The organism is Streptomyces sp. NPDC058464 (assembly GCF_042721035.1).
Classification (GTDB): domain Bacteria; phylum Actinomycetota; class Actinomycetes; order Streptomycetales; family Streptomycetaceae; genus Streptomyces.
This window is the reverse complement of the sequence record NZ_JBHXMA010000012.1, coordinates 137,482-159,698: the sequence shown is the minus strand read 5'-3', so window position 1 is coordinate 159,698 and position 22,217 is coordinate 137,482. Positions and strand designations below refer to the sequence as shown.

At 74.8% G+C, this 22,217-nt stretch carries 1 protein-coding gene; it reads left to right on the top strand.

The window, feature by feature from the left end; genetic code table 11:
- Positions 1-91: 91 nt before the first annotated feature.
- Positions 92-22,165: a non-ribosomal peptide synthase/polyketide synthase gene (locus ACFWPQ_RS18305; RefSeq protein ID WP_384035211.1), complete on the top strand. Its 22,074-nt coding sequence runs from the start codon at positions 92-94 to the stop codon at positions 22,163-22,165.
- Positions 22,166-22,217 lie beyond the last annotated feature (52 nt).

Genomic DNA, 22,217 nt, shown 5'->3' with positions numbered 1-22,217 from the left:
ACCCTGTCGAGTTAGGCAATCCTTACCTTACTATGCGAGCGGTCGCGGCTCCGCTGAGCCGTTCCACACCTATGGGGAGGCACGGGCAGCTGTGTCGGGCAACACGCGTTCTTCCGCACCGTCTTCTGCGGCTTCGACTTCTGTTTCGACGGCGCGGACGGGACCCGCGGAGGACTACTGGCGGGAACGGTTCGCCGCACCGGTACCGGAGACCTCGCTGCCGTTCGACCACCCGCACCCGGCGCGCCCGCAGGAGCCGCGGCCGCGTGCCGGACGCACGGTCGAGCTCACCGGACCTGCCGGGCTTCCCGGTCTTGCCGACGAGCCGACTCTGCTCGCCGTCTTCGTCGCCCTGCTGCACCGCTACGGCGGAGGTGCGGCACAGGACCTGACGGTCGCTCACGAGGGCCTGCCGCTCCGGCTGGTGGTGAACGGCGCCATGTCGTTCGCCGAGTTGCGCGACCACGTCACGGCCGCCCGCGCCCAGGCCACGGCCCACCGGCTGCCGACCGCCGAGCTGCTGCGACTGCTCGCTCCCGAACCCGGCCGCGGCGGCGCCCTGTTGTGCGCCGTCGGCTTCGGCACCGCACCCTGGGACGACGGCGGCCCCCTGGACCTGGCGCTCTCCGTCACCGACGGGCAGGTGTGCGCGGACTACGCCGCCGACCTCTTCGAACCCGGCACCGCCGACCGCATCCTCGGCCACTACGCCACGCTCCTCGCCGACGCCCTCGACCGTCCCGGCACCCCGCTCGCCGACCTCGAACTCCTCGGCGCCGACGAACGGCAGCTGATCCTGAGGGACTGGAACGACACCGCGCACGAGGTGCCCGCGCTCACCTGGCCGCGCATGTTCGCCGACCAGGTCGCCGCGCGCCCCGACGAAGTCGCCCTCGTCCACGAGGACGTCCGCCTCACCTACGCCGAACTCGACGCCCGCGCAGCCAGGTTGGCGCACGCCCTGGTCGCCCGCGGCGCCGGTCCCGAGCAGGTCGTGGCGCTCGCCGTACCCCGGTCCGCCGACATGATCGTCGCGGAGGTCGCCGTACTGAAGACGGGCGCCGCCTACCTCCCCGTCGACACCGACTACCCGGCCGACCGCATCGCCTACATGCTCGACGACGCCCGCCCGGTCTGCCTCGTCACCACCGCCGGCATGGTCCCCGACCTGCCGCCGGGCACGGACCCGCTGGTCCTCGACGCCCCGGAGACCGTCGCCGAGCTGGCCACCCACCCGGCCCACGACCCCGCCATCGCGGACGAGTTGACGGTCGCGCACGCCGCGTACGTCATCTACACCTCCGGCTCCACCGGCCGCCCCAAGGGCGTGGTGCTCTCCCACGCCGGCGTCGCCAAGCTGGTCGCCACCCAGCGCGAGCGGTTCGGGATCGGCCCGCACAGCCGGGTCCTGCAGTTCGCCTCGCCCAGCTTCGACGTGGCCTTCTGGGACCTGTGCCTCGGCCTGCTCTCCGGCGGCCGGCTGGTCGTCGTACCCGCCGACCGCCGGGTGCCCGGCGCGCCGCTCGCCGACTACGCGAACGAGCACGGCATCACCTTCATGATCCTGCCGCCCGCGCTGCTCGCGGCCATGCCGGAGGACGTGCAACTCCCGCCCGCCGCCACCCTGCTGGCCGGCACCGAGCGCGTCTCGCCCGAACTCGTCGGCCGCTACGCGGGCGGCCGGATGATGTTCAACGCGTACGGACCCACCGAGGCCACCACCAACTCCACGCTCGGCCTGTGCGACCCGGACACCCCGGCCGGGACCATCGTGCCCATCGGCGTCCCCGACCCGGGCACCCGCGCCTACGTCCTCGACGAGCGGCTGCGGCCGGTACCCGCCGGTGTGGTGGGGGAGTTGTACCTGGGCGGCGCCGGGCTCGCCCGCGGCTACCTCGGCCGGCCCGCGCTGACCGCCGAGCGCTTCGTCGCCGACCCGTTCGGCGCGCCCGGCGAGCGGCTGTACCGCACCGGCGACCTGGTCCGCTGGAAGTCCGACGGACGGCTCGAGTTCCACGGCCGCGTCGACAGCCAGATCAAGATCCGCGGCTTCCGCATCGAGCCCGGCGAGATCGAGTCCGTGCTGCGCGCCCACCCGGCCGTCGACCAGGCCGCCGTCATGGTCCGCGAGGACCGCCCCGGCGACCGCCGCCTCGCCGCCTACGTCGTGCCCTCCCTGGACACCGTCACCGAGGCCGACGAGGCCGTGTCCGACTGGAAGGACCTGCACGAACTCCTCTACTCCGCCGCCGGATCCGACGGCTTCGAGGAGAACTTCGCGGGCTGGAACAGCATGTACGACGGCCTGCCCATCCCGCTCGCCGACCTGCGCGAGTGGCGGGACGCGACCGTCGCCCGGATCCGCGAACTGCGGCCCCGCCGCGTCCTGGAGATCGGCGTCGGCAGCGGCCTGCTGCTCTCCCGGATCGCCCCCGACTGCGCCGAGTACGTCGGCACCGACCTCTCCGAGGAAGCCGTACGCGCGCTGCGCGCCCAGGTCGACGCCGTACCGGAACTGGCCGGCAGGGTCACCCTGCACGCCCGGCCCGCGCACGAGCTGACCGGACTGCCCGCCGGGCACTTCGACACGATCGTCGTCAACTCCGTCGTCCAGTACTTCCCGGACGCCGACTACCTCACCGGCGTCCTGCGCTCGGCCGCGCAACTGCTTGCGCCCGGCGGGTCGTTGTTCATCGGCGACGTACGCAATCTGCGGCTGCTGCGGACGCTGGCCGCCGCCATCGAGTCGGGCCGGGCCCACACCGGGTCCGCCGACGACAAGGAAGCCCTGCGTGCCGCCGTCGACCGGGCCGTGGCCTGGGAGGGCGAACTCCTCCTCGACCCGGACTACTTCGCGACCCTGGACGGCTTCACGGCAGACGTACGGACCAAGCGGGGCGTCCACCACAACGAGCTGACCCGCTATCGGTACGACGTCGTCCTGCGGCCCGGCACCGAACCGGTCCCGGACGCCTTGACTCCGGACGCCTCGACCCCGGTGCCCTGGTCCACGCTCGGCAGCCCGGACGTCCTCGCCGAGCGGCTCGCCGCCCCGGACCGCCCCGCCCGCCTCCGCGTCACCGGCATCCCCAACGCCCGCCTCGCCCCCGACCTGGCCGCACTCGGCGCCCTCGACGACAGCAGCCGCACCGGCAGCGCCGGCGTCGACCCGGAGGCCCTGTACGAGACCGCCGCCCGGCACGGCTACCGGGCCGCGCTCACCTGGACCGCGGACGCCGAGGACGGCAGCCTCGACGCGGTGTTCGCGCGCGGCGACGACACGCCGCTCGGCCCGCTGTACGTGCCCGCCGACCAGGTCCGCCCCCACGCCAACCGTCCCGCGCCCTTCCGCAACGTCACCGCGCTGATGGCCGGGCTGCGCGCGCACGCCGCCGAGTTCCTGCCCGAGTACATGGTCCCGGCCGCCCTCGTCCCGCTGGACCGGCTCCCCGTCACCCCCAGCGGCAAGCTCGACTCCGCCGCCCTGCCGGTCCCGGACTACGGCCTGCTCAGCTCCGGCCGGGCCCCGCGCACCGAGCGCGAGCGCCTGCTGTGCGACCTGTACGCCCGCGCCCTGCGGGTGCCCTCGGTGACCGTCGACGACGACTTCTTCGCGCTCGGCGGGGACAGCATCGTCGCCATCCAGCTGCTCGTCCTGGCCCGCCGGGCCGGTCTGGAGCTGACCCCGCGGGACGTCTTCCGGCACCGCACGGTCGCCCAGCTAGCCGAGGTCGCCCGCACCACCGACGGCGCCGAGGACCCGGCCGACACCCCCTGGGACCCGCCGACCGCCGACGAACTCGCCGCGCTCCAGGGCGACGCCCCGCTCACGGTCGCCGAGGTCCTGCCGCTCGGCCCGCTCCAGGAGGGCTTCTTCTTCCACGCCCTCCTGGACGGCGCCGAGCACGACGCCTACGTCGTCCAGCAGGTGATCGAACTCACCGGTCCCGTCGACAGCGGCCTCCTCCGGCAGGCTGCCCAGCGGCTCCTCGACCGGCACGCCCCGCTGCGGGCCTGCTTCCGCCAGCTCCCGGACGGCCGCCCGGCCCAGCTCGTCGCCACCGGCCTCGACGTGCCCTGGCACGAGGTCGACCTGTCCGCCCAGGACACCGCCGTCCGCGCGGGCCTCGCGGAGGCCGTCGCCGCCGACGAACGCGCCCGCCGCTTCGACCTGGCCCGGCCGCCGCTGTTGCGCTGCGCCCTGGTCCGCCTCGGACCGGACCGCAGCCGCCTGATCCTGACCTTCCATCACATCGTCGCCGACGGCTGGTCCCTGCCCGTCCTGCACCGCGAACTCCTCGCCCTCTATGGCGATCAGCCCGCCTCGCTTCCCGAAGTCGCCCCGTACCGCGGCTATCTGGCCCGTGTCGCGCGCGCCGACCGGCAGGCCGCCCGGGACGCCTGGCGCGCCGCCCTCGCCGGGATCGACGAGCCCACCCGCCTGGTCGAGACCCCGGCCGCCGGGCCGATCGAGCCCGCCCAGCTCCGCGTCGAACTGCCCGAGCGCACCACCGCCCGGCTCACCGCCCGCGCCCGCGAACACGGCGTCACCCTCGGCACGGTCGTCCAGGCCGCCTGGGGCCTGCTCCTCGCCGGGCTGACCGGCTGCCAGGACGTGGTATTCGGCACCACCGTCTCCGGCCGCGACGCCGCCGTGCCCGGCATCGAGTCGATGGTCGGCCTCTTCATCAACACCCTGCCCACCCGGCTGAGCTGGACCCCCGCCGACACCCTCGGTGCCGTCCTGGAACGCCTCCAGCAGGAGCAGAGCGCCCTCCTTGACCACCAGCACCTCGGCCTCGCGGAGATCCAGCGGGCCGCCGGGCACGCGGGCGGCGGCGAACTCTTCGACACCCTGGTGGTGTTCGAGAACTACCCCGCCGAAACCGACCTCACCGACCCCACCGGCACGGTCCGGCTGGCCGGGCACGCATTCCACGACGCCGTGCACTATCCGCTGGCACTCGTCGTCAAGCCCGGCCGCTGGCTCGACCTGCGCCTCAAGCACCACGCGAACCGGGTCCCCGGCGACGCCGTGCGACTGCTCGCCGACCGGCTCACCAAGGTCCTGGACGCCCTCGCCGAGGACACCGCACGCCCGGTGGCCGCCCTCGACCTGCTCACCGAGGCCGAGCGCGTCCACCCCGAGGGCGAGCGCCGCCCCGTACCCCCGACCACCCTGCCCGCCGCCATCGCCGCGCAGACCGCCCGGACCCCCGACGCGACCGCCGTCGTGTACGAGGACACCACCCTCACCTACGCCGAACTCGAAACCCGAGCCGAGGCGTTGGCCCGCCGGCTGCGCGCCCGGGGCGCCGGACCCGAACGGTTCGTCGCCGTCGCCGTGCCACGCTCGGCCGAGCTGATGGTCGCCCTGCTCGGCGTGCTGAAGTCCGGCGCCGCCTATCTGCCGGTCGACCTCGACTATCCGGCCGACCGCATCGCGTACATGCTCACCGACTCCGGCGCCCGGACCGTCGTCACCACGGCACGGGACGCCGTACGGCTGCCGGACACGGCCGGGCTGGAGATCCTGTGCGTCGAGGAGGTCGAGGAGGTCGAGGAGGTCGACGACGTCCCGCAGTCCACGCCACCCCTCACCCCCGACCACCCCGCCTACCTCATCTACACCTCCGGCTCCACCGGCCGCCCCAAGGGTGTCGTCGTCACCCACCGCGCCATCGGCAACCGGCTGGCCTGGATGCAGGGCGCGTACGGACTCGCCGACGACGACCGGGTGCTGCAGAAGACCCCGTCCAGTTTCGACGTCAGCGTCTGGGAGTTCTTCTGGGCGCTGCACGAGGGCGCCGCGGTCGTGCTCGCCGCGCCCGACGGGCACCGCGACCCCGCCTACCTGGCCCGGCTGATCCGGGCCGAGGGCGTGACGACGATGCACTTCGTGCCGTCGATGCTGGACGCGTTCCTCGCGGCGGAGGAGGTCACCGCCGATCCGGCCTGGGCGGGCAGCCTGCGCCGCGTCCTCAGCAGCGGCGAGGCCCTGTCCGGCACGGCGGCCCGGCGCTGGCGCGACCTGACCGGCGTTCCGCTGCACAACCTGTACGGCCCCACAGAGGCCGCCGTCGACGTCACCCACCACGCCTACGACGGCGCGCCCGGCACCACCGTGCCCATCGGCCGGCCCGTGTGGAACACCGGCCTGCGCGTCCTGGACGCCTGCCTGCGCCCGGTGCCCGAGGGTGTGCCCGGCGAGCTCTACCTGACCGGCGTCCAGCTGGCCCGCGGCTACCACCGGCGGCCCGCACTCACCGCCGACCGCTTCGTGGCGGACCCGTACGCGACCGTGCCCGGCGAGCGCATGTACCGCACCGGCGACCTGGTGCGCCGCCGCCCCGACGGAACCCTGGACTACCTGGGCCGCACCGACCGGCAGGTCAAGCTGCGGGGCAACCGCATCGAACTCGGCGAGATCGAGGCCGCGTTGACCCGTCTCCCGGCGGTGGCGCGCGGTGCCGTGGTCGTCCGCGACCAGCGCCTGGTCGCCTACGCGGTCCCCGCGGCCGGTGCCGTCGCCGACCCCGCCGAGCTGCGCGCCGCCCTCGCCGAGGCGCTGCCCGCACCGCTGGTCCCGGAGGCCTACGTCGTCCTCGCCGACCTGCCGCTCACCCCCAGCGGCAAGCTCGACCAGGCCGCACTGCCCGCCCCCGAGGCCGAACGCGCCGTCCGCCGCGAGCCCGCCGGGCCGCTGGAGCAGCAGCTCACCGAGATCTTCGCCGCCGTCCTCGGCATCGCCGACGCCGGTCCGGACGACGACTTCTTCCGGCTCGGCGGCGACAGCATCAGCTCCATCGGCGTCGCCAGCCGGGCCCGCGCGGCCGGCCTGGACCTCAGCCCGCGGGACGTCTTCACCCACCGCACGCCCGCCGCCCTCGCGGCCACCGCCCGCACCACCACAGAAGCCGCGCCCTCCGCTGCCGACTTCACCCTCACCGACGCCGAACACGCCCGGATCCGCGCCCTGGCCGCCCCGGCCGCCGTCGCCGACGTCTGGCCGCTGGCCCCCCTCCAGGAGGGCCTGTTCTTCCACTCGGCCTACGACCAGGGCGCGTTGGACGTCTACACCGTCCACGAGACCTTCGACTTCGCCACCGGCCTGGACCCGGCCCGGCTGCGCGCCGCCACGCGCACGCTCCTGGACCGCAACCCGGGTCTGCGGGCCGGTTTCACCAGCGAAGGCCTCGACCAGCCGGTGCAGTTCATCGTCGAGACCCCTGAGATCCCGCTCGAAGAGGTCGACCTCTCCCATCTCCAGGCCGTCGAACAGGACGAACGGGCACGGGAGTTGACCGAGGCCGAGCGCAACCGCCGCTTCGACCTGTCCGCGCCCCCGCTGTTCCGGCTGCTCCTGCTGCGCCTCGGCGCCGAGCGGGGCGACCGCCTCGTCATCGGCCGGCACCTGATCCTCTGGGACGGCTGGTCGGCCTGGCTCTTCCTCGACGAGCTGTTCGCCCTGTACGAGACCGGCGGCGACGCCTCCGCGCTGCCCGCGCCCGGCAGCTACCGGGACTACCTGACCTGGCTGGACCAGCAGGACGACCCGTCCGCCACGGCCGCCTGGCGCACCGCGCTGACCGGCCTGGAGGAGCCCACGCTGCTGGCCCCGACCGCCGCCGACGGCCTCGAACCGGTCATCCCCGACCAGCTCGACGTACGCCTCACAGCCGAACTCGGCGACCGGCTGCGGGAGACCGGCCGCGTCCACGGCCTCACCCTGAACACCCTGCTCAACGCGGCCTGGGGCCTCACCCTCGGCTCCGCCACCGGCCGCACCGACGTCGTGTTCGGCACCACCGTCGCCGGCCGGCCCAGCGAGGTCCACGACGTCGAGAACATCATCGGCCTGTTCCTCAACACCGTGCCCACCCGGATCGCCTTCGACCCCGCCGAGCCGGTCCTCGACCTGCTCCGGCGCGTCCAGGGCGAGCGCCTCGACCTGATGCCGTACGAGCACCTCAGCCTCGGCGTGCTGCAGGCCGAGACCGGGCACCGCAAGCTGTTCGACACGCTGTTCGTGCTCCGCAACAACGACACCGAGGACCGGCTGGCGGAGCTGCGCACCCGGCACGGCGCCACCGCCGTCGCCAACGTCGACGCCACCCACTACCCGGCGAACCTGGTCGTCACCCCCGGGCAGCGGATCACGGTCACCCTCACCCACCGGCCCGACCTGGTCCCGGCCGACCGGGCCCGCGCCCTGCTCGACCGCTTCACCCTCCTCGTCGACCGCCTCACCACCGACCTCACGGCACCCGTGGGCTCCCTCGACCCGCTGCTGCCCGCCGAACACGCGGCCCTGCGCGAGGAGCGGGCGGTCGGCCGGGTCGAGGTCCCCGAGGAGACCATCGCCGACCTCCTCGCCACCCAGGCCGCGCGCACCCCGGAGGCCAGGGCCCTCGTGCTCGGCGAGCGCGCGCTGACCTACGCCGAACTCGACGCGGCCGTCAACCGGATGGCCCGGCTGCTCATCGAGCGCGGCGCCGGTCCGGAGCGGGTGGTCGCGCTCGGCCTGGGCCGCTCCCTCGACATGGTGGTCGCGCTCTTCGCCGTCCTGCGCACCGGTGCCGCCTACCTGCCCCTGGAACTGGACCACCCGGCCGACCGGCTCTCCCTGATGCTGGCCGACGCCCGCCCGCTGCTCCTGCTCTCCACCGCCGCCGTCTCCGCGACCCTCGACGGCGACGACCTGCCCCGCGTCCTGCTCGACGACCCGGCGGTGCGGGACGAGCTGGCCGGGCTCCCTGACACCCCCGTCCGCCGCCGCTTCAGCCTCGAACACCCCGCCTACGTCATCTACACCTCCGGGTCCACCGGCCGCCCCAAGGGCGTCGTCACCCCCTACCGGGGCCTGACGAACATGCAGCTCAACCACCAGATGGAGATCTTCGAGCCGGCGATCGCCGCGGCCGGCGGCCGGCGGCTGCGGATCGCGCACACCGTGTCGTTCGCCTTCGACATGTCGTGGGAGGAGCTGCTCTGGCTGGTCGAGGGCCACGAAGTGCACGTGTGCGACGAGGAGTTGCGGCGCGACGCGGAGGCACTGGTCGCCTACTGCGAGCAGCACCGCATCGACGTCGTCAACGTCACGCCCACGTACGCCCGGCTGCTGATCGAGCAGGGCCTGCTGACCGGCCACATCCCGCCGCTCGTGCTGCTCGGCGGCGAGGCGGTCCCGGAGACCGTGTGGGCGGCCCTGCGGGACACCGAGGGCACCTACGGCTACAACCTGTACGGGCCGACCGAGTACACCATCAACACCCTCGGTGGCGGCACCCTCGACTCCGACACCCCCACCGTCGGCAAGCCCATCCGGGGCACCCGTGCCCACATCCTCGACGCCTGGCTGCGCCCGGTGACCGACGGCGTCCCCGGCGAGCTGTACATCGCCGGCATCGGCCTGGCCCGCGGCTACCTCGACCGGCCCGGCCTGACCGCCGAGCGGTTCGTGGCCGACCCGTTCGGGGAGCCCGGCGAGCGCATGTACCGCACCGGCGACCTGGTGCGCCGGAGCCCCGACGGCAACCTCGACTTCCTCGGCCGCACCGACGACCAGGTCAAGATCCGCGGCTACCGCATCGAACCCGGCGAGATCGAGGCCGCCCTCAGCCGCCACCCGCTGGTCTCCCAGGCCGCCGTCGTGGTCCGCGACGAACGCCTCGTCGGCTACGTCGTGCCCTCCGGCGCCGACCCCGCCGACCGCGGCGCCGACCGCACCGCCGCCGAGGCCGCGCAGGTGGGGGAGTGGCAGGAGATCTACTCCGACGAGTACGAGGAGATCGGCACGGCCGTCTTCACCGAGCAGTACGACGGCTGGGACAGCTCCTACGACGGCCGGCCCATCCCCTTCGAGCAGATGCACGAGTGGCGTGCGGCCACCGTCGCCCGCATCCGCGCCCTGAACCCGCGCCGCGTCCTCGAAATCGGCGTGGGATCAGGCCTGTTGCTGTCCCGACTCGCTCCGGACGCGGCGGAGTACTGGGCGACCGACTTCGCCGCCCCGGTGATCCGCAAGATCGGCGCGGAGCTGAGGAGCGGGGATCCCGAGCTGGCCTCCCGGGTGGAACTGCGCTGCCGGCCCGCCGACGACCTGAGCGGCCTGCCCGCCGGCCACTTCGACACGATCGTCATCAACTCCGTCATCCAGTACTTCCCGAGCATCGAGTACCTCACCGCCGTCATCGACGGCGCCATGGAGCTGCTCGCGCCGGGCGGCGCCCTGTTCGTCGGCGACGTCCGCAACCTGCGGCTGGCCCGCACCTTCCACGCCGAGATCCAGCGCGCCCGCGGCACGGCCGAGGCCGATCTGGAGCGGGCGGTGGAGCGCGGACTGCGCCTGGAGAAGGAACTCCTGGTCGACCCCGACTACTTCACCGCCCTGGGCTACGGCGTCGACCTGCGCACCAAGCGCGGAACGCACCACAACGAACTGACCCGGCACCGCTACGACGTCGTCCTGTACGCAGGGGAGCCGGACGTCCGCCTCGACGACGCGCCGACGGTCGGGTGGAGCACGGCCCACACCGTGGGCGAACTGGCCCGGGGCGGCTGGTCCTCCGAGGGCATCGGCCAACTGCTGCACTCGCGCGCCTTGTCGACCGGTCAGGTCGGTGACCGCGCCCGTGTCGAGCGGCCCGCCGCCCTGCGCGTCACCGGCATCCCCGACGGCCGCACCCGCGAGGACGGCGTCGACCCGGAGACCCTGCACGCGCTCGGCGCGGAGGCCGGACACCGCGTGCTGACGACGTGGTCGGAGCGGACCGGCACCTACGACGCCGTCTTCCTCACCGAAGAGACCGCCGGACACCGGCTCACCGGCGGCCTGTTCCGCCCCGGCGGCGGCACCGCCCCCTACGCCAACGACCCCACCGCCGCCCGCGAGACCAGTGCCCTGGTCCGGCGGCTGCGCGAGGACCTCGGACGCGAACTGCCCGAGTACATGGTCCCGGCCGCCTTCGTCACCGTCGACGGCCTGCCCATGAACGCCAACGGCAAGCTGGACGTGCGCGCCCTGCCCGAGGCCGAACCCGCCGTCGCCCTCGGCGGCGGCCGCGGCCCCCGCACCCCGCAGGAGGAGGTCCTCTGCCGCCTGTTCGCGGAGGTGCTCGGGCTGCCCGAGGCCGGTGCGGAGGACAACTTCTTCGACCTGGGCGGCCATTCGCTGCTCGCCACCCGGCTGGTCAGCCGCGCCCGCACCGAACTGGGCGCCGAACTCGCCATCCGCGACCTCTTCGAGGCCCCCACCCCGGCCCGGCTCGCCGCCCGGGTCGGCGCGGCGAGCCCGGCCCGGCCGCCCGTCACCCCGGTCACCGACCGGCCCGCCCGGATCCCGCTGTCCCCGGCCCAGCGCCGGCTGCTGCTCGTGGAGCAGATCACCGGCAGCGGTGTCGCCTACAACTTCCCGCTGGTCTTCCGGCTGCGCGGCGCCCTCGGCACCGAGGCCCTGCGTGCCGCCCTGCGGGACGTGGCCGTCCGCCACGAGGCGCTGCGCACCGTGTTCCCGGCCCATGACGGCGAGCCGTACCAGCGGATCGTCCCCGCCGAGGACGCGCATCCGGCCCTCACCGTCGCCGAGGCCACCGAGGAGGAGCTGCCCGCGCTGATCGAGGCGGCCCAGCGCCGCCCCTTCGACCTCACCGCGGAACTCCCGCTGCGCTGCGAAGTGTTCCGGCTCGCGGACGACGACCACGTGGTGGCCGTCGTCCTGCACCACATCACCACCGACGAGTGGTCCGACCGGCCGTTCCTCGCCGACCTCGGCACCGCCTACGCGGCGCGCCGCGCGGGCGCGGCCCCGGACTGGGCGCCGCTGCCCGTGCAGTACGCCGACTACACCCTGTGGCAGCGGGAGCTGCTCGCGACCAGTGGTGAGACCCAACTCGCCCACTGGCGGGACGCCTTGCGCGGGCTGCCCGACGAGCTGACCCTCCCCTCCGACCGGCCCCGCCCGGCCGAGCCGACCGGGCGCGGTGGCAAGGTCCGCCTGGAGCTGCCCGCCGCCACCGGTCTCGCCCTGCGCGACCTCACGGCGGCCACCGGCACCAGCATGTTCATGCTGTTCCAGGCCGCCACCGCCGCCCTGTTGCAGCGGCTCGGCGCGGGCGACGACATCCCCCTCGGCGCGCCCATCGCGGGCCGTACCGACGAGGCGCTCGGCGACCTGGTGGGCTTCTTCGTCAACACCCTGGTGCTGCGCACCGACCTGTCCGGCGACGCGCTGACGTTCCGTGAACTCCTCGGCCGGGTCCGGGAGTCGTCCCTGTCCGCCTTCGAGTACCAGGACCTGCCCTTCGACCGGGTGGTGGAGGCACTCAACCCGCCCCGGGTGGCCGGCCGCAACCCGCTCTTCCAGGTCATGCTCGGGTACCACCACCGGCCCGACGGCGACCCCGACGTGCTGGGCCTGGCCACCGAGTGGTCCGACATGGACACCGGCATGGCCAAGTTCGACCTGCACTTCACGTACGTCGACGAGGCCGACCGCGTGGTCCTGCTCCTGGAGTACGCCACCGACCTCTTCGATCACGGCACGGCCGAGGTCCTGGCCGACCGCGCGGCCCGGCTCCTCGCCCAGGCCGCCGCCGAACCGGACGTCCTGCTCGGGGACCTGGATCTCCTCGACGAGGACGAGCGGACCCGCGTCCTCTCCGCCTGGAACGACACCGCCCGGCCCGTCCCGGCTCTGACGCTCCCCGAGCTGTTCCGCGCCCAGGCGGCCCGCACCCCCGACGCCACCGCCCTCGTCTTCGAGGAGCAGCGGCTCACCTACGCCGAGCTGGACGCCCGGGTCGAGCACACCGCCCGGGTCCTGGCCGGTCTCGGCGCGGGCCCGGAGCGGACCGTCGCCGTCGCCCTGCCACGCTCGGTCGACCTCGTCGTCGCCCTCCTCGCCACGCACCGCGCCGGTGCCGCCTACCTGCCGCTGGACCCGGACTACCCGGCGGACCGACTCGCCCTCATGGTCGAGGACGCCCGCCCGGTGTGCGTCGTCCGCGACGCCCTGCCCACCGGCCCGGAGGCGGCGCTCCCGACGTCGTACGACCCCCGGCACCCGGCCTACGTCATCTACACCTCGGGCTCCACCGGCCGCCCCAAGGGCGTGGTCGTCCCGCACGAGGGCATAGCCAACCGCCTGCTGTGGATGCAGGACACCTACCGCCTCGGCGCCGACGACCGCGTGCTGCAGAAGACGCCGTCCAGCTTCGACGTGTCGGTGTGGGAGTTCTTCTGGCCGCTGATCACCGGCGCCGCGCTGGTCGTCGCCCGGCCCGAGGGCCACCGCGACCCCGCCTACCTGGCCGCGCTGATCCGCGAACAGGACGTCACCACCGTCCACTTCGTGCCGTCCATGCTCCAGCTCTTCCTGGAGGAGCCGACGGCCGTCGGCTGCACCGGCCTGCGCCGCGTGCTGTGCAGCGGCGAGGCGCTCCCGCCCGCCCTCACCCGCCGCTTCCACGAGGTGCTGGACGCCGGCCTGCACAACCTCTACGGCCCCACCGAGGCGTCCGTCGACGTCACGGCGATCGAGGTCGCCCCTGGCGCGACCGCCGTCCCCATCGGCCGCCCGGTCTGGAACACCCGCCTGTACGTCCTCGACGCCGGTCTGCGCCCGGTGCCGCCCGGGGTTCCGGGCGAGCTGTACCTGGCGGGCGTGCAGCTGGCGCGCGGCTATCTGGAGCGGCCCGGCCTGACCGCCGAGCGGTTCGTGGCCGACCCGTACGGTCCGGCGGGGGCCCGCATGTACCGCACGGGCGACCTGGCCCGCTGGACGGCGGACGGCACGGTCGAGTACCTCGGCCGCACCGACGACCAGGTGAAGGTGCGCGGCTTCCGCGTGGAGCCCGGCGAGATCGAGGCCGTGCTCGCCGCCCACCCGTCCGTCGCACACGCCACCGTCACCGTGCACGGCCAGACGCTCGTCGCCTACGTCGTCCCCGACACCGGCCCGGTGGTGGACGCGACCGCCCTGCGTGCCCACGCCGCCGCCGTACTCCCCGCCCACATGGTCCCCGCCGCGTACGTCACCCTCGACGCGCTGCCGCTCACCCCGAACGGCAAGCTCGACCGCAAGGCCCTGCCCGCCCCCGAGTTCACCACGGGCCCGGCCGACGGCCCCGCGCCGCGCACCCCACGCGCCCCGCGCGAGGAGATCCTCGCCGCCCTGTTCGCCGACGTCCTCGGCCGCGAACGGGTCGGCGTGGACGACGACTTCTTCGCGCTCGGCGGCCACTCGCTGCTCGCCATGCGCCTGGTCAGCCGCGTCCGCACGGCACTCGGTACGGAACTGACGGTCCGTGACATCTTCGAGGCACCGACGGTGGCCCTGCTCGCCGCCCGCACCGACACGTCCGCCGCCGACACGTCCGCCGCCGGGTCGTCCGCCGCCGGGTGGCGTCCCGCAATCACCGACCCGCGCCCGCGTCCCCGACTCGGCGACCCGCGCCCGCGTCCCGAACTGCTGCCGCTGTCCTCCGCGCAGCGCCGGCTGTGGCTGCTCGCGCAGGTCGACGGCGCGAGCACCGCTTACAACCTCCCCTCCGCCTGGCGGCTGACCGGCGCCCTCGACCGGGACGCCCTCCAGGCCGCCCTGGACGACGTGGCCGCCCGGCACACCCCGTTGCGCACCGTCTTCCCGGCGGTCGACGGGGTCCCGTACCAGCGGATCCTGGCGGAGGTCCGAGTCCCGCTGGATTCGGCCCCGTTCGAGGAGCTGGCCGACCGGGCCGCGCACCTCTTCGACCTGGAACGCGAACTCCCCGTCCGCGCCACCCTGTTCGAGACCGGCCCCGGCGAACACGTCCTGCTGCTCCTCCTCCACCACATCGCCACCGACGAGTGGTCCGACCGCCCGCTGCTCGCCGACCTCGCCACCGCCTACGCGGCCCGCACCGCCGGGCACGCCCCCGACTGGGCGCCGCTGCCCGCGAGTTACGCCGACTACACGCTCTGGCAGCGCGACCTGCTGGCCGCGACCGAGCCGGAGCTGCTCGCCCACTGGACCGAGACCCTGCGCGGGCTGCCCGCCGAGCTGAACCTGCCCACCGACCGGCCGCGCCCCGTCGAGCCCACCGGGCGCGGCGGCACCACCGGCTTCACCGTCCCGCCCGCCCTGGCCGGCGCCCTGCGCGGCCTGGCCCGCACCCACGGCGTCAGCATGTTCATGGTGGCCCAGGCCGCGGTGGCCGCGCTGCTGCACCGGCTCGGCGCCGGGGACGACATCCCGCTCGGCGCCCCGGTGTCCGGGCGGTCCGACGAGGCACTCGAAGACCTGGTCGGGTTCTTCGTCAACTCCCTGGTCCTGCGCACCGACCTGACCGGCGACCCCACCTTCGGCGAGCTGCTCGCCCGGGTCCGGGACACCGACCTGGCCGCCTACCAGCACCAGGACCTGCCCTTCGAACGGCTGGTGGAGACCCTCAACCCCGAACGCTCCCTGGCCCGGCACCCGTTGTTCCAGGTGATGGTCGTCCACCTCGCGGGCCAGGGCGAGACACCCGCACTGCCCGGCCTGACCGCCCGCCGCGAGACCGTCGGGCAGGACAGCGCCAAGTTCGACCTCAGCTTCGACTTCGTCGAGCAGGGCGAGCGCATCGACGGCTGGATCGAGTACAGCGCCGACCTCTTCGACGAGCGGACCGCCGAACTCCTCGCCCGCCGCCTGGAGTCCCTGCTGGCCCAGGTCGCCGCCGACCCCGGCCGCCGCGTCGGCACCCTCGACGTCCTGCACGAGGACGAGCGGGCCCGCGTCCTCACCGGCTGGAACGACACCGCCCGGCCCGTCCCGGACCTCACCCTCCCCGAACTGTTCCGCGCCCAGGTCGCCCGGACTCCCGCCGCCACGGCCCTCGTCTTCGAGGGCACCGCACTCACCTACGCCGAACTCGACCAGCGCGTCGAGCGGCTCGCCCACACCCTCGCCGCGCACGGCGCCCGCGCCGAGACGACCGTCGCCGTCGCCCTGCCGCGCTCAGCCGCCCTCGTGGTGACCCTGCTCGCCGTGCACCGCGCGGGCGCCGCCTACCTGCCCCTCGACACCGGCTACCCGGCCGAGCGGCTGGCCTACACGCTCACCGACGCCCGCCCGGCCTGCCTGGTCACGGGCGCGGACGTGGCCGTTCCTGACACCGGCGTACCCCGCCTCACGGTGACCGCCGACGGCACCCCGGACCACCCCGCCGACGCCCCGCTGCCCACCTCCTACGACCCCCGCCACCCCGCCTACGTCATCTACACCTCCGGCTCCACCGGCCGCCCCAAGGGCGTCACCGTCCCGCACCGGGGCATCGCCAACCGCCTGCTGTGGATGCAGGACACCTACCGCCTCGACGCGGCCGACCGCGTGCTCCAGAAGACCCCGGCGGGCTTCGATGTGTCGGTCTGGGAGTTCTTCTGGCCGCTGATCACCGGCGCCACGCTGGTCGTCGCCCGGCCCGAGGGCCACCAGGACCCGGCCTACCTGGCCGGCCTGATCCGGCGCGAGCGCGTCACCACGGCCCACTTCGTGCCGTCCATGCTGCGCGCCTTCCTCGACGAGCCGGCCGCCGCCGACCGCACCGGCCTCCGCCAGGTGATGTGCAGCGGCGAGGCCCTGCCCGCCCCGCTGGCGGCCCGGTTCCACCACGTCCTGCCGGACACCCGCCTGCACAACCTCTACGGCCCCACCGAGGCGTCCGTCGACGTGACCGCGACCGAGATCGTCCCGGGCGCGACGGGCGTCCCCATCGGCCGCCCGGTCTGGAACACCCGCGCCTATGTCCTCGACGCGGGTCTGCGTCCGGTGCCGCCCGGTGTCGCGGGGGAGCTGTACCTGGCGGGCGTGCAGCTGGCGCGCGGCTATCTCGGCCGCACCGGGCTGACCGCCGAGCGGTTCGTGGCCGACCCGTACGGTCCGGCGGGGGCCCGCATGTACCGCACCGGCGACCTGGCCCGCTGGACGGCCGACGGGGAGCTGGAGTACCTCGGGCGCACCGACGACCAGGTCAAGCTGCGCGGCTTCCGGATCGAGCTCGGCGAGATCGAGAGCGTGCTCGCCGCACACCCGGCCGTCGCGCACGCCACCGTCGTGATGCGGGACGAGCGGCTCGTCGCGTACGTGGTGCCCACCGGCTCCGGCGCGGACTCCGCCGAACTGCGTGCCCACACCGCCCGCTCGCTGCCCGACCACATGGTCCCGGCCGCCGTCGTCACCCTCGACGCCCTCCCGCTCACCCCGAACGGCAAGCTGGACCGCAAGGCTCTCCCCGCCCCGGACTTCGCCGCGGAGGTCACCGACACCCGGCCGCGGACCCCGCTGGAGGAGATCCTGGGCGCCCTCGTCGCCGAGGTGCTCGGCCTCGAACGGGTCGGTGTGGACGACGACTTCTTCGCCCTCGGCGGGGACAGCATCGTCGCCATGCAACTGGTCGCCCGGGCTCGCGCCGCCGGGCTGGCGTTCAGCCCGCGCGACGTGTTCCGGCACAGGTCGGTGGCGGGGCTGGCCGCGGTCGCGACGGCCGCCGTGGACGAACGGCATGACACCGCCGTCCTCCTCGACCTCACCGACGCCGAACGCGCCGAGGTCGCCGCCCTGCCCGCCGGCACCGACGTGCTGCCCCTCTCACCGCTCCAGGCCGGACTGCTCTTCCACGCGGCCCTGGACTCCGGCGACGACGGCCCGGACCTCTACACCGTCCAGATCACCTACGACCTCGAAGGCCCCGTCGACGCCGACCGGCTGCGCACCGCCGCACAGGACCTGCTCGACGCCCACGAGAACCTGCGCAGCGGCTTCCGGTACCTGTCCTCCGGACGCCCGGTGGCCGTCGTACCGCGCACCGCCGTGCTGCCCTGGCGGCAGCTCGACCTCACCGGCGGCGCCGCCGAGGCCGCCGACTCCGCCGACTCCGGCGATTCCGGTGACGAGGCGGCCTGGACCCGGCTGCTCGGGCAGGAGCGGCGCCGGTTCGACCCCGAACGCCCGCCGCTGCTGCGCCTGTTGCTGGCCCGTACCGGCCCGGACCGGCACCGCCTGGTGCTCTCGCACCAGCACCTGCTCCTCGACGGCTGGTCGCTGCCGCTGCTCACCGCCGAGCTCTGGGCGCGTTACGAGGGCCGCACCCCGGCCCCGCCCGCCCCCTACCGGGAGCACCTGCGGCTGCTGGCCGCCCAGGACCCGGCCGTCTCGACCGTCGCCTGGACCGAGGCGCTCACCGGCCTCGTCGAACCCACCCGGCTCGCGCCCGCCGACCCCGACCGGGCCGCCGCCGTCCCGCACACCCACACCGTGGAACTGGACGCCGGCCGCACCGCGGAGCTGGAGGCGTTCGCCCGGCGCGCGGGCGTCACCGTCAACACCCTCGTACAGGCGGCCTGGGGCGTGCTCCTCGGCCGCCTCACCGGGCGCGACGACGTGGTGTTCGGCGCCACCGTCGCGGGCCGCTCGCCCGAACTCCCCGGCTCCGAGGCGATGATCGGCCTCTTCATCAACACCGTCCCGGTCCGGGTGCGGATCCGCCCCGAGGAGAGCACGGCCGCCCTCCTCGAACGGGTCCAGGACGAGCAGTCCCGGCTCATCGCCCACCAGCACCTCGGCCTCGCCGACATCCAGCGCACCGCCGGACTCGGCGAACTCTTCGACACGCTCGTGGTGTTCGAGTCGTACCCGGTGGCGGAGCCCGGCCAGGAGACGGGTGACGCACCGCGCGCCACGGTCCGCGAGCACGCGGACTCCACCCACTACCCCCTCGCATGGGCGGTCGAGCCCGCCGAACGGCTGCGGGTGACGGCCGAGTTCCGTCCCGACCTGTTCGAGGCGGCCACCGTGCGGCGGATCACGGACGCCCTGACCGGCCTGCTGACCGGCATGGCCGCCGACCCCGGCCGACCCGTCGGCCGCCTCGACCTGCTCGGCTCCGCCGACCGGTACACCGTCCTGGAGACGTGGAACGACACCGCCCTCCCGGCCGCCGAACGCCTCGGCACGGTACCGGCGCTGTTCGCCGCCCAGGCCGCCGCCACTCCGGACGCGGTCGCCGTCACCGACGGCCGCACCACCTGGACCTTCGCCGAACTGGACGCCCACAGCACCGAGTTGGCGCGCATCCTGGCCGGGCGCGGCGCCGCACCCGAGCGGATCGTGGCCCTCGCCCTGCCCCGCACCGCCGACCACATCGCCGCGATCCTCGCCGTGATGAAGGCGGGCGCCGCCTATCTGCCCCTCGACCCCGAGCTGCCCGAGGCCCGCCTCACCGCCATGCTCGCCGACGCCCGCCCGGTGCTCGTCCTGGCCACCACCGAGACCGCCGCGGGCCTGCCCGCCACCGAGACCCCCGTCCTGCTCCTCGACGCCCCGAAGGACGGCCCGCCGGACGACCTCCCGCGGGCCGAACCCACCGCCCCCGGCCCCGACCACCCCGCCTACGTCATCTACACCTCCGGCTCCACGGGCCGCCCCAAGGGCGTCGTCGTCACCCAGCGCGGAGTCGCCAACCTCTTCCACAGCCACCGCCACGACCTGCACGACCTCGCCAAGGAGCGCACCGGGCGGCGCCACCTGCGGGTCGGGCACGCCTGGTCGTTCTCCTTCGACGCCTCCTGGCAGCCGCAGCTCTGGCTCCTCGACGGACACGCCCTGCACATCGCCGACGACGACACCCGCCGTGACCCCGAGCTCCTCGCCGGGTTCATCCGCGACCTGGGCATCGACTTCATCGAGGTCACCCCGTCCCTGCTCGCCCGGATGGCCGACAGCGGCCTGATCGGGCCCGGCGGCGACTGCCCGCTCGCGATGGTCGGCTTCGGCGGCGAGGCCGTACCCGAGTCGCTGTGGCGGCGGCTCGCCGCGCTCCCCGACACCGAGGCGGTCAACCTGTACGGCCCCACCGAGGCCACCGTCGACGCCCTCGTCGGCCGGGTCGGCGACAGCGCCCGCCCGGTCGTCGGCCGCCCCGTCCACCACTCCCGGGCCTACGTCCTGGACACCGCCCTGCGCCCGGTCCCGCCCGGCGTCACCGGCGAGCTGTACCTGTCCGGACCGGGCCTGGCCCGCGGCTACCTCGGCCGGCCCGACCTCACCGCCGAACGCTTCGTCGCCGACCCCTTCGGGATCCCGGGAGAGCGGATGTACCGCACCGGCGACCTGGCCCGCTGGACCGAGGACGGGCTGCTGGAATTCGCCGGCCGCACGGACGACCAGGTGAAGATCCGCGGGTACCGCGTCGAACTCGCCGAGATCGAGGCCGCGTTGGACACCCACCCGGCGGTCGCGCAGAGCGTCGTCGTGACCCGCGAACACCGGCCCGGAGTACGGCAGTTGATCGCCTACGCGGTCTCGGACGAAGTCGACGGCACGGATGGCGCGGAGTTGCGCGCCCACGCCGCCGCCCGCCTGCCCGACTACATGGTCCCGGCCGCCGTGGTCGTCCTGGAGCGGCTGCCGCTGCTCTCCAACGGCAAGCTCGACCGGGCCGCTCTGCCCGCCCCGGACTTCACCGCGGCGGGCGGCGGCCGGGCCCCGGAGAACGACACCGAGCGCACCCTGCGCGACCTGTTCGCCGACGCCCTCGGCCTGCCCGCCGAGGCGATCGGCACGGACGACGACTTCTTCGCCTTCGGCGGGGACAGCATCGTCGCCATGCAGCTCGTCGCCCGCGCCCGCTCGGGCGGCCTGCGGGTCACCCCTCGCCAGATCCTCCAGCACCGCACGGTCGTCGCCCTGGCCGCCGTCGCCGTCCCGCTGGGCGCCGAGGACCGGCAGGCCACGCACGACGACGGCACCGGCACCGTCCCCCTCACCCCGATCATGCGCGCCCTGCTCGACCGCGGCGGCCCCGTCGCCGCCTACCACCAGGCGGCCCTGCTGCGCACCCCGGCGGACCTCACCGAACCCGGCCTGCTGACCGTGCTCGGGGCGCTCGCCGCCCGGCACGACATGCTCCGGGCCCGGCTCGTCCGCACCCCGGAGGCCGCGCTGTCGGTGCCTGCGGCGGGCGGCACTGACGTACGGACCTGGCTCACCCGGGTCGACGTACGTGAGGCAGCCACGGACGAGAGCGCGCTGCGGGACGCCATCGCCCGCCATGCGCCGACGGCTCTGGCGGGGCTCGACCCCGAGGCCGGGGCGATGGTGCGGGCGGTCTGGTTCGACGCCGGACCGGACCACCCCGGGCGGCTGCTGCTCCTCGTCCACCACCTGGTGGTCGACGGCGTCTCCTGGCGCGTGCTGCTGCCCGACCTGGCCACCGCCTGGGCGGCCGTCCGCGGCGGCCGCACCCCCGAACCGGCGCCGGTGGAGCTGTCGTTCGCCCGTTGGTCACGGCTGCTCGGCGCCCGGGCCTGCGAACCGGCCGCCGAGGACGAGCTGCCCTGGTGGACCTCCGTCCTCGCCGCGGGTGCCGACCTGCCCCTGGCCCGCCGGCTCGACCCGGCCCGGGACACGGTCGCCACCACCCGCTACCTCTCCCTGTCCCTGCCCGCCGCCGTGACCGGCCCCCTGCTGAGCCGGGTCCCGGCCGCCTTCGGGGCGAGCGTCAACGACATCCTGCTCACCGCGTTCGCCCTGGCCGTCGGCGACTGGCGGGCCCGGACCCTGGGCGGCGAGCACGTCGGTGGCCCGGTCCTGGTCGACCTGGAGGGCCACGGCCGCGAGGAGGAACTCGCCGGCGACGCCGACCTGTCCCGCACGGTCGGCTGGTTCACCAGCGTCGTCCCGGTACGGCTCGACCCCGGTGCGTCCGGCCCGGAGGCCCTGGGCGGCGGACCCGCCCTCGACGCGGCCGTGGCCCGGATCCGCGACCACCTCACCGCCCTCCCGGCGGCCGGCATCGGCCACGGCCTGCTGCGCCGGCTCAACCCCGCGACCGGCCCGCTCCTCGCCGAACTCGCCGAACCGCAGATCGAGTTCAACTACATGGGCCGCTTCGGCCGCCCCGCGGCCGCCGACTGGTCCTACGCCACCGAGGAGGACGCCGCCGACCTCGACGCCGACGCCGGCATGCCGATGTCCCACGCGCTCACCCTCAACGCCCTCACCGAGGACCGCCCCGAAGGGCCGGAACTCAGCGCCCACTGGGCCTACGCGGCCGGACTCCTCACCGAGGACGCGGTCAGGGAGCTGGCCGGGACCTGGTTCCGGGCGCTGGAGGCGTTGGTGGCACGCGCGGCCGAACTGAACTGAACCGAACTGACAGACCGCACCGACCGCCCCCACCGAACAGACCGAAAGGCAA